Genomic DNA, 9689 nt, shown 5'->3' with positions numbered 1-9689 from the left:
CGGCGACCGCGTTCGCGCCGTCCTGGTTCAGGTCGGCGATCGCGACGGCCGCGCCTGCCTTGGCCAGCTCCAGCGCGATTTCCTTGCCGATGCCGCTCGCGGCGCCCGTGACGACGGCGGTCTTGCCATTCAGGTTGCTCATGTTCGAATTCCCGTGGTGAAAGGATTGACAGGGAGAAGGACTACGGCCGTGTTACTGGGCCAGGTAATCGTAGACGACTTCGCCGAGGCCCAGCGTCAAATCCGCGACGAGGTGGCGTGCTTCGACGATCTCGAGCACGGGCAGATCGGCCACCGGCGCGAGCGCGTGCGGCGCCAGCTCGAGCGATGCGGGGCCCGTCCACGCGCCCTTCATCTTGATGTCCTGCATGTAGTAGCGCACCAGTTCGCAGACGCGCGCGGTGCCATCGACGTGCGGAATGATCTTCAGCAGGAAATTGGGGCCGGCGAGCCGCTTCGTCTGCTCGTCGATGTCGAGCTCCTTGTGCTTGTAGCCCATCGTGCCGGTTGCGACGCGCACCTTGCCGTAGTCGAGCGTGCCCAGGATGTGATCGGTGTTCACGTGCAGCGTGGGCGACGCGAGCTTCTTCGGGAAGCCCCACAGCTCGCGGCCGCCGGCGATCGGCGGGTGATCGTCGAGATACATCGCCAGCGTATAGCCGCCCGCCTGGCCGTTGTATTCGACGGGGATCACCTGGCCGCTTTCGGTGTAATCGCCGAAGCCGGTCGAATCGGCCATGCGGATGAATTCGTAATGCACGAGCGGCTCGGTGACCTGCAGCGGCTCGGGGACGATTTCGCGGAGGCGGTCCGGATCGGTGCGGTACGTGATGATCAGAAACTCACGATCGACGAAACGGTACGGGCCCATCGGGAACGCAGGGCTGGTCAACGGCATCGCAAACGCTTTCGATCGGACATCGCTGGGTTTCATGCGGACTCCTTGTTGTTGATCGCTTCGTGGATGAGTGGTCGTAATCGTATGCCTGTGCGTTGCCGTTGTGCGATGCCGCATCTGGAATTAATTGTTGCCGATTTCGAATAATTCGACGCGTAAATATTGAGATGAACGATGCAAACGGCCCGATGGCACGCCGGCCGGGCGATGGTGGCACGTGTCGATGACGCCATCATGTGAAAAAGGTGAGCCTTTACGGGAGGCGTGGTGAGCTTTTACGGGGACGTTCGCGCGGCAGTATGACAATTGTGTGAACTTGTGTTGCGGTGCAGGCTCTAAGTGCGTTCGCCGCTCGGCCTTGGTTCGAGCGGCTGCCACGTTAAGCATCGCTTAAGCGGCCACGCCCTAGCATTCGTTCGCCTCCGGCCGGGCAACCGGCCGATCTTTTACGCGCCACGCAACCGGATTCATGCAGAACCTCAATCTCGCCCTCTTTTCCGCCATCAATGCCGGGGGTGCGCCGCACCCGGGCGTTGCCCGCCTCGCGATCTTCGCCGCCGACTGGCTCGTCTATGCGCTGCCCGCGATGCTGCTGCTGACCTGGATCGTCGGCGCGCGTCCCGCGCGGCGTCAGGCGATCGAAGCCGGCGTGGGCGTGTGCGTGGCGCTCGCGCTCGCGCAGCTGCTCGGGCATGTGTGGTTCTCGCCGCGCCCGTTCATGGCCGGCGTCGGCACGCAGCTGATTCCGCACGCGCCGGACAGCTCGTTTCCGAGCGATCACATGACGTTCGCGTGGAGCATGGCGGTCGGGCTGCTGCTCGGCGGCACGACGCGGGTCACCGGTTTCGTGATGGCCGCGATGGCCGTCGCGATCGCATGGGGGCGCATCTATGCGGGCGTGCACTGGCCGTTCGACATGGCGGGCGGCGTGCTGGTCGGCACGGCGGGCGCGCTGGCCGCGCACCTGTACGGGCAACGCGTGACCGCGCTGCTCGAACGGCTCGGCGATTTGGTGTACGCGGCCGTGATGGGGCGCCGGCAGGCGCCGTAAGCGAAAGAAAGCGGCAGGACGCGGTCAGCCGGACGAGCCGGCTGTGCGGGCCGATTCGGCCGAGGCGGACGGGCCGCCGCCCGCGTCGTGCAGTTCGGGCGTATCGGCCGGATGCCGCGCGGCATCGCGGTCGCGGGCGCTTTCCGTCAGGATCGCGCACATCGCGACGAACAGCGCGAGAACGACTGCGGCGAGGCCGCAATAACCGGCGATCTTCAGGTGGCGAAGGAAAGGCGAAGCGTGGCTTTCTTTTGTCATGACCGGGCGCTCCTGGGCGGGCTGCGGCGGCTGTCGCCCGACAGCGGCGTCGCAGACGTAGATATATACCAGCCGCGATGCCGATGCCAAGCCCGCCGCTGCGCCGGCGCCACGATTGTTTCAGCCGCCCGGCAAGCGGGCGCGCATCTTCCGGTCAGTCTTCCAGCGTTTCGTGCACGGCCGCCGCGCCGCGCTTCCAGTAGGCCGCCGCGCGGATGCGCGACTTGTCGACGCCGCGTTCGCCGGTCAGGTGCTGACGCACCGCGCGCATCGACAGTGCTTCGCCGGCCGCCCAGACGTAGCCGTCGCCGGACGACGGCAGCGGCAGGTCGCGCACGGCATTGAGCAGCGCGTCGCCGTTCGCCGCGTCGGCTTCGGCGCGAAAGCGCCAGATTTCGTGCACGTCGGCGCGCGTATCGAACGAGATCTGCGCGGTGCGATCCGCGACTTCCAGCACGACCGCCGCGCGCGCACCGGCCGGCAATTCCTCGAGACGCCGCGCGACGGCCGGCAGCGCCGTATCGTCGCCGATCAGCAGATGCCAGTCGAAATCGGTCGGGACGACGAACGAACCGCGCGGGCCGCCGATGCCGAGCCATTGGCCGACGCGCGCCTGTGCGGCCCATTGCGAGGCAGGGCCCGGATGGTTCAACACGAATTCCAGATCGAGTTCGCGGGCGGCGCGGTCGAAGCGGCGCGGCGTGAAGTCGCGCGCGACCGGCTTGGGTTCGCCTTCCGGAAACTCGGGGCCGTTCGCGCCGAGCGTCGGCAGCGCGGGCCGCTCCGCGCCCGGCGGCGGGAAAAAGACCTTCACGTGATCGTCGAACGACGCGGATTCGAAATCGGCGAGGTCGGGGCCGCCGAGCGTGACGCGCAGCAGATGCGGCGTCACGGTATGCACGCGCAGCACCTGCAGCAGGCGGAACTTGAGGGGGTGGCGCACGCGGGTGACGGTGCGCTCGGACGTGTTCTGCATCGATCCGTTCTCCTTGAGTGGTGGGGCGGCGGCGCGGATCACGCGCCGGTGCCGCCCTCGATTTCGGCCGTCGCGCGGCGCATGATGGCCGCGATGCGGCGCTGTTCGTCGGCATCGGCGGCGCTCTTGTGCAGCAGCGCGCGCTTGAGGGCGAGACGCGCCTCGACGAATTCCGGCAGCCAGCCTGCCTGCGACTCGTCCTGCGCTTCGCTGCCCGCCGATTCGCCGGCGAACGCGCGGCGCATGAACTCCATCTTGCGAGCGAGGTGCGTGAGGCGCGCGAACAGCGTGTCGACGCGCTCGCGCTGCGCGTCGAGATGCGCGCGGCCTGCGTCGGTCAGCGCATAGCGCTTGCGGTTGCCTTCCGCTTGCGACGCGACGAAGCCGACTTCCTCGAGATACGTGAGCGCCGGATACACCATGCCGGGGCTCGGGCTGTAAAAACCGTTCGAGCGCGTGTCGAGCGCCTTGATCAGTTCGTAGCCGTGGCTCGGCTGTTCGGCCACCAGCGCGAGCAGCAGCAGCTGGAGATCGTCGGAGCTGAACTGGCGGCCGCGCGGCATGCCGTCGTCGCCGAAATCGCCAAAGCCGCCGCGCCCGCCCCGGCCGCCGAACGGGCCGCCACCGAACGCATCGTGGCCGCGACGGTGGCGGCCGATCGCGTACCAGAGACCGGCGAACCAGTCGGGGCGGGCATGCGCACCATGACCGTCGCATCGGGCATGGCCGCGGAAGTGGTTGTGTCGCATGATCGTGTCCTATATGTCGTAAAACATATCTAAAGATATATATCGAAAGATAGGGCGTCAAGGGGAATTATTGGGGTGGGATGGGAGTGCGGGGCGGTGCCGATTGGCGGGTTGTAGGGCCTCAATCCCCAAACCGGAATCCGAAGTCGATTCGAAGCCGGTTACGGCCACGCGCTATACCGCGATGCAGGCGCATGGGTAAGAAGGAGCCGGCGATCTGCCTAACGCGCCGGGCTTGGCGACGTACCGGTAGCGTCGAGGCGCGCGCCTCGAACGCTTGCAAACGGACGACACGGGCTCGATACGATGGCCATGTGCGTGGTACGGAGCGATCCGCGGCTTCGCGTGGATGCTGCTCCCACGTGCCGGCAGCGTGCTTGCGGATTCAACCGCCCCTTTTCACGAACAGCGGATCGATATTCGCGTTCAGGCGCTCGGCCCCGCGCCAGGTTCGGCTGTCGACGATTTCGTCGACCATCCCGACGATCATCCGTTTCCCCTCGAGCACCGCTTGCGAATGCGAGCGCGCCGTATTTTCACAGAGCGCCCAGGTGATGTACGCGCCCCGGATCGGACTCCACGAGATCGAATCTTCCCAGAACGCATTGCCGCTGACCGCGCAACATGGCGTGACGGTGTCGGCGATACCTCGCCGGGCGAGTTCCATCGAGAGATGCATCGCGTCGAGTTCGAACAGGATGTCGAGCTCGAAGTTGCGACGGACCATCGCGTGCTCGATGGTCGAGCGGATGACGTTCTGTTTTCCCGCCAGCGCGAGTTTGCGATCGCCGAGACGCGACAGCGGCACCGCCTTGTCGGGCCTCAAGCCGGCGTCCTTGGCGCTCACGAGAACGAGGGGTTCCCGAACGAGGGGTGTATGGACATAGCCCTGCGGCGGCGACGCTTCGAACGGGACGATAGCGAGATCCAGCATGCCGGAATGCATGACATCGCGCAGCTCGTGACTCACGCCCTCGTGAACACGAAGCCTCACGCGCGGATAGTCGGCGACCAACCGCGCCACGAAATTCGTTGTGAAGAGATTGCGCCAGGACGGTGCGACGCCTATCGCCAACTGGCCCGCGGCGCGGTCGCCGACCTGCTCGACCAGGGAGGTCAACTGACGAAGAATGGGTCTTGCTCGCTCCGCCAGCAGCATGCCGGCCTCGGTCGGCTGAACGCCGCCGCGCGTTCGCGTAAAGAGCTTCGCGCGAAGTTGATGCTCGAGCAGCGCGATGTGGCGCGACAGCGCCGGCTGGGAGAGCCGCAAGTCGATGGCGGCCTTGTTGATACTGCCGAGTTCGGCCACACGCAAGAAGTACTCGATAAGACGGGAGTCCACTGGCGCCTCCGTGAGTTCCGGCTCGATCCATTGCAGAAGTAAAGCAGGCGTAACGCGGTTATTCAATAAGCGGATAACGGCGATAGAAACTCCACATTATCGGGATAACGAAGCGCTCGCTAGCATTGAAGCAATCGCATACGAGGTCATCGACAGAAACAGCCCCATGGCAGCCCCTTATATCGAGCATTTCAGGAGCCTGTGCCTCCGCAGCAAGGAGGTGACGATCGCCGCACTCGGCGGGCGGAAGGGTAGCCCGTGACGGCGGCAACCACGACCCATGCCGGTTGGAGCGCCCGCCGCGGCTGGGTCGCGCTCGCCGTCGGCTATCAATGGTTTTACAACGGCGCCAATTTCCTGGCTTTCAAGGTCGCCGGGAACGCGTTGCATCCGCTGATGGTGGCGACATTGCGCTTCTCGCTTGCGGCGCTGGTCGTTGCGCCTTTCGCGCTGGCTCGCTGGCGCCGTTCGCCTGCGTCGGTCCGCGAGTCGGGTGGGGCGGCGTCGATCGGCGTCATCATGCTGGTGGCCAGTCAGGCGCTCGCGATCTGGGGCACGCATTTTCTGCCGGCAGGGGTGGCCGCGGTATTCGGTTCGTCTTCGCCGCTCTTTCTGGCGTTGTTCGCATGGGCGGTGTTTCATCGGCCGCTGAGAGGCCGTCAGGTCGCCGGGGTCGCCATCGGCTTTGCCGGTCTCGCGCTGATGGGCTGGACCTCTGCCACCGGCGGCGACTTCCGCCCGATGGGCGCCGCACTTGCGCTTGCCGGGACGGCCGCGTGGGCAGCCGGATCGCTGCTCGCGCCGCGACTGGCGTTGCCTCGCGATCCCGTCATCGGCCTGGCGATACAGCTGATATCGGCCGGTGCGGTGCTCGGCGCGATCGTCGCGGTGTCGGGGATCGCTGCGACGACGCATCTTGCGCGCGTATCGCCGGCGGCATGGGCTGCACTCGCGTTTCTCGTCGTGGCGAGCACGCTGATCGGTTACGCCGTGTTCCTGACGCTCAACGCCCGGGTCTCGACGACGCTCGCCAACACCTTCAACTATGCGGCGCCGGTGATCGCGCTGGGTCTCTCGGCGCTTTTGCTGCACGAGCCATTGACGCGCGTGAAGCTGATGGCCGGCGGCATCGCGTTGGTGGGTGTGGCGCTGATGATCGATCGCAAGTAGCCCGGCGAACGGTGGCCCTTTCACCCTCGGCAACCCTCTGAAACCAACCGGAGCTTCGGATCATGACGGAGACATCTCGACACTCGCTGGTATCGCGCACGCTCGACGTGACGGGTCGGCCGACGCACTATCTCGAGAGCGGGCCGGCCGAGGGACCGCCGATATTTTTTCTGCATGGCTGGCCGAGCTTGAGCTTGATGTGGCGCGCCCAGATGGAGGCCTTTGCCGCCGACGGCTGGCACTGCGTTGCGCCGGATCTGCGCGGCTACGGCGGCTCTTTTGCGCCTGAAGCCCACGACGCCTATACCATCGAGGCCGTTGTGAAGGACATGACCGAACTCCACGATCATCTCGGCGGCGAGCCTGCGATCTGGGTGGGGCACGATTGGGGTAGCGTCGTGGCCGCCGAGTTGTCCGCACATGAGCGCGAGCGCAGCCGTGGCGTCGTGCTGACGTCGCTGGCCTATCAACCCGACGGGCACGCGCTGAGCACGGTCGTTCCGCTGATCGACCGGACGATTTATCCTGCCGACGCGTATCCCGATGGCCAGTGGGACTACTACCGCTACTACACGACGCATTTCGACGCGGCGGTAGCCGACCTGGATGCGGACCGGACAGCATCGCTGGCGTCGATTTTTCGACCGGGCGACCCTGACGGGATCGGCAAGGTGTCGCCGAATGCGGTCGTCACGCGCAACGGAGGGCGGTTCGGTGCCGCGCATCGTGCGCCGCCGACTCGCCCCGATCCGGCTCTGTGGCCGCCGGCGGACTTTGAAGCGCTGGTCGCGTCGTTCGATACGCATGGCTTCCGTCCCGCCTGCGCGTGGTATCTGAACGATGAGGCCAACATCGCTTACGCACGCAGCGCGCCGGATGGCGGCCGTCTGTTGCAGCCGGTACTGTTCGTCAACGGCGAATTCGATCAGATTTGCAGCATCACCGGAAATCGCCAGGGCGACCCCATGCGTGCGGCATGCGCGGACCTGACCGTGACGACGATGCCGGCCGGGCATTGGTTGCCGCTGGAATGCAAGGCCCGGCACATCGAAGCGCTTCGCGCCTGGCTTCGAAGCAAAAACCTTTGATGCAGCGAGACATCGCTCGGACCGCGAACCGTAAAATGCCGGAATGAGCGCCGGCCGCGACGGCGGCGTCAGGTATCGTCAGCGACATGTGGATCCGAAGATGGGCTGGATTGATCGCATCAACGCACGATTGACCCGCTTCGCTCGCCGCCATGAGCCAGCGAGGTATATCGAGACCGATGGTGTGCGGCTGGTTTTCGCGAACGGCACGGAAAAGCGGCTGTCCTTCGCTGTGCTCGTCGGCGCGCGGGCCGAACTGCGCGACATCTTCGTGGGCGACATCGTTGTCCTGATGCTGCGCTTCGACGACGGCACGTGCGTCGAGTTCGGGCAGGACGATCCGAACTGGTGGGCGCTGATGGAGGGGCTCGACCGCTCCGGCCGCATCGCCAGGCCCTCCGCCGAATGGCAGCTCGAGGTGATCGCTGCCCCGGGCGATTCTGCCGCCATCGACTTGATGTAGCGGACTGGGGATATCGACGTGCTCTGCGCCCACGCGGACACGCGCCGAGATGGCCGTTCATCGACCGTCATGGACGCTCCATCCCCGCCGGCGGCACGGGATCGAGGCCCTGAGCCTTCAGATGCACCCATACCTTCACCTTGAAAGGGTAGACCGGGCTGTCCGGCAAGGTGGCGCCCGGGATCCTGAATGTCTCGACCAAGCCGGCCGCTGCCTTGGGCGTATCGGTACGGGCGCCGAGCTCGATCAACCGCCATACGACATCCCAGTCCGCTCCCCACGCAGCATCCACCACCATCGGCTGTCCGTCGACCTCTGCATCGATATCGGCGCCGCGCGCGTGCAGATAGGTGATCGCGTCGAGGTTGCGATCGTTGAGGAAACGTACGATCACCGGATCGCCATCCGGGCGCACCGCATTGGGATTGCCGCCGCCATCGAGCACCATCGCGAGCAGCGACGGATCGCGCCGATAGGCGTTGACCGCGAGCGAAACCGCGCTGTCCCCGTCGGCATCGCGCAGGTTCGGATCGGCATGGTGCGCGATCAGCGCCGCGGCGGCCTTCTTGCGATGGGTGGCGACGGCGAATTCGAGCGGCGTGACGTTGCGGGCGCCGCGCGCATTGACCGACGCCCCGCCGGCGATCGCGATCGCGACGGCGGCGGGATCGTCAGCCTCGATCGCCCGCTCCAGCGGGATGTCGGGTCCGCTGAATTGCATGTCCGCACTGCTCGCTGACACGGGGGCGCAACCGGCGACGATCGACAGCGCCAGCAGCCACGCGCGCCAGTTTGCCCCCGCCATGCGCTTCAGCGGTACGTCTGCCCAAACGCCTGCATCTCCGTGCGGATGCGCGTCCCTGGCGGCGATCGTATGGTCGACGGTGTTCATGAAGTCCTGGCGCTCGGCTGAAAGGCGTTTTTTCCTGACTGGTATTGCCGATGCTTTCGTACGATGGCGAATGGCGGCCACGCACATGGGTATCGGGCACGGGCGCGTGCCGGCGGCGGCGGCGAGCGTGTGACGATCCGGTGGAAACGGACAGCGATGCGTCGTTCTCGCCGCTACCGGCCGGGCCATCCGAGCTTCTGTGCCTGGTCGAGCGAGGCTCGCACGACGAGGCGATGGAAAGGCGCGATCACGCCGAGATAGGCGCGGCCCAGCAGACGATTGTAGAAGACGAGCGTAGTGAGTATCAGTTGCCGGGGCCGATCCTCGGCGGCAGGCTGCACGAGAACCGACACGCGGAAATCGAGATGGGCGTCGTCCTCGCCCAGAATGATCTCGTCTTCGTGCCGTTCGAACACGCGGAAAATACTGAGCCGATCGTCCTTCGCGGCTTTCAGGTCGATCGTCGTTTTAAGGCCGAAGGGCCGGACGGCCATGTCGCGAACTCCCTGCAGCATGGCGATCCATTGGGGTTGTCCTGCAAAGATGGATCGAGCGAGAGACTCAGCGTCGTTGCAGGCCGTCGCCGGCAACTCCACCGAAAATGCGTCGACAAAATCGGCGGTGCCGTACGACCGGCTCAGCCTCGAGGTCGCTGGCGGGCCGACCTGCTCGGCCTTTTTCGGTTGCTTCTGCATGCCCATTCTCCATGCACTCAAGTTGTCCGGCTGCCTCGGCGGGACCCGAATGGACGCAGTCGGGAGAATGAGCGCGAAGCGTTCCTGCTCGAGCCGAAGCAAACCGA

Annotated in this window: 12 protein-coding genes; 4 read left to right on the top strand and 8 right to left on the bottom strand. The window is 65.9% G+C overall.

Translation table 11 applies throughout. The features are described 5' to 3' along the window. Together WS95_RS30905 and WS95_RS30900 are read right to left on the bottom strand one after the other, a co-directional pair. Nucleotides 1-142, bottom strand: a 142-nt coding sequence (locus WS95_RS30905) for an SDR family NAD(P)-dependent oxidoreductase (protein WP_131932263.1), incomplete at its 3' end; no start/stop codon positions are given. Nucleotides 143-193: 51 nt separating this feature from the next. Continuing rightward, nucleotides 194-934 (bottom strand): acetoacetate decarboxylase, encoded by a 741-nt coding sequence (locus tag WS95_RS30900; RefSeq protein ID WP_006485181.1) that lies wholly within the window; start codon nucleotides 932-934, stop codon nucleotides 194-196. Between the two features lie 433 nt (nucleotides 935-1367). On the opposite strand from WS95_RS30900, the gene WS95_RS30895 reads away from it, so the two are divergent. Next, nucleotides 1368-1949, top strand: coding sequence for an undecaprenyl-diphosphatase (locus WS95_RS30895; protein ID WP_059786264.1), 582 nt, complete (start codon nucleotides 1368-1370; stop codon nucleotides 1947-1949). A gap of 24 nt (nucleotides 1950-1973) precedes the next feature. Here the strand turns inward: WS95_RS30895 and WS95_RS30890 are convergent, their stop codons facing one another. The 4 genes from WS95_RS30890 to WS95_RS30875 all read right to left on the bottom strand — a co-directional run bounded on the left by WS95_RS30890 (nucleotide 1974) and on the right by WS95_RS30875 (nucleotide 5274). Further along, on the bottom strand, nucleotides 1974-2207 hold the full coding sequence (locus WS95_RS30890; RefSeq protein ID WP_034205794.1) for a hypothetical protein: 234 nt from the start codon (nucleotides 2205-2207) through the stop codon (nucleotides 1974-1976). A 154-nt stretch (nucleotides 2208-2361) separates the two neighbouring features. Continuing rightward, nucleotides 2362-3183 (bottom strand): siderophore-interacting protein, encoded by an 822-nt coding sequence (locus WS95_RS30885; RefSeq protein ID WP_059827883.1) that lies wholly within the window; start codon nucleotides 3181-3183, stop codon nucleotides 2362-2364. 38 nt (nucleotides 3184-3221) lie between these two features. Further along, nucleotides 3222-3932, bottom strand: coding sequence for a PadR family transcriptional regulator (locus tag WS95_RS30880; RefSeq protein WP_059827881.1), 711 nt, complete (start codon nucleotides 3930-3932; stop codon nucleotides 3222-3224). Nucleotides 3933-4317: 385 nt separating this feature from the next. Next, nucleotides 4318-5274, bottom strand: a complete 957-nt coding sequence (locus WS95_RS30875; protein WP_059827879.1) for a LysR family transcriptional regulator — start codon at nucleotides 5272-5274, stop codon at nucleotides 4318-4320. A 258-nt stretch (nucleotides 5275-5532) separates the two neighbouring features. Here WS95_RS30875 and WS95_RS30870 point away from each other — a divergent pair, with 258 nt between their 5' ends. From WS95_RS30870 to WS95_RS30860, 3 genes are all read left to right on the top strand, one after another. After that, complete coding sequence (locus tag WS95_RS30870) at nucleotides 5533-6444, top strand: DMT family transporter (RefSeq protein WP_059827877.1); 912 nt, start codon at nucleotides 5533-5535, stop codon at nucleotides 6442-6444. A gap of 62 nt (nucleotides 6445-6506) precedes the next feature. Next, complete coding sequence (locus WS95_RS30865; protein ID WP_059827876.1) at nucleotides 6507-7532, top strand: alpha/beta hydrolase; 1026 nt, start codon at nucleotides 6507-6509, stop codon at nucleotides 7530-7532. Nucleotides 7533-7632: 100 nt separating this feature from the next. Further along, nucleotides 7633-7995 (top strand): hypothetical protein, encoded by a 363-nt coding sequence (locus WS95_RS30860; RefSeq protein WP_156444617.1) that lies wholly within the window; start codon nucleotides 7633-7635, stop codon nucleotides 7993-7995. A 67-nt stretch (nucleotides 7996-8062) separates the two neighbouring features. Here WS95_RS30860 and WS95_RS30855 read toward each other — a convergent pair whose 3' ends face one another. Both WS95_RS30855 and WS95_RS30850 read right to left on the bottom strand, forming a co-directional pair. Next, nucleotides 8063-8887: a hypothetical protein gene (locus tag WS95_RS30855; RefSeq protein ID WP_059827871.1), complete on the bottom strand. Its 825-nt coding sequence runs from the start codon at nucleotides 8885-8887 to the stop codon at nucleotides 8063-8065. Nucleotides 8888-9060: 173 nt separating this feature from the next. Next, nucleotides 9061-9582 carry a DUF2867 domain-containing protein gene (locus WS95_RS30850; RefSeq protein ID WP_059827905.1) on the bottom strand — a complete coding sequence of 174 codons (522 nt, stop codon included), beginning with the start codon at nucleotides 9580-9582 and terminating at the stop codon, nucleotides 9061-9063. Between the last annotated feature and the right edge of the window lie 107 nt (nucleotides 9583-9689).

Origin of the sequence: Burkholderia sp. MSMB1826 (assembly GCF_001526325.1) — a bacterium.
Classification (GTDB): Bacteria; Pseudomonadota; Gammaproteobacteria; order Burkholderiales; family Burkholderiaceae; genus Burkholderia.
The sequence above is the reverse complement of the archived record's forward strand: the minus strand, read 5'-3'. Positions and strand labels throughout refer to the sequence as shown.

Coding starts and splice junctions, on each gene's coding strand:
- WS95_RS30900 (WP_006485181.1), bottom strand. CDS start 934: ATGAAACCCAGCGATGTCCGATCGAAAGCGTTTGCGATGCCGTTGACC.
- WS95_RS30895 (WP_059786264.1), top strand. CDS start 1,368: ATGCAGAACCTCAATCTCGCCCTCTTTTCCGCCATCAATGCCGGGGGT.
- WS95_RS30890 (WP_034205794.1), bottom strand. CDS start 2,207: ATGACAAAAGAAAGCCACGCTTCGCCTTTCCTTCGCCACCTGAAGATC.
- WS95_RS30885 (WP_059827883.1), bottom strand. CDS start 3,183: ATGCAGAACACGTCCGAGCGCACCGTCACCCGCGTGCGCCACCCCCTC.
- WS95_RS30880 (WP_059827881.1), bottom strand. CDS start 3,932: ATGCGACACAACCACTTCCGCGGCCATGCCCGATGCGACGGTCATGGT.
- WS95_RS30865 (WP_059827876.1), top strand. CDS start 6,507: ATGACGGAGACATCTCGACACTCGCTGGTATCGCGCACGCTCGACGTG.
- WS95_RS30860 (WP_156444617.1), top strand. CDS start 7,633: ATGGGCTGGATTGATCGCATCAACGCACGATTGACCCGCTTCGCTCGC.
- WS95_RS30855 (WP_059827871.1), bottom strand. CDS start 8,887: ATGAACACCGTCGACCATACGATCGCCGCCAGGGACGCGCATCCGCAC.
- WS95_RS30850 (WP_059827905.1), bottom strand. CDS start 9,582: ATGCAGAAGCAACCGAAAAAGGCCGAGCAGGTCGGCCCGCCAGCGACC.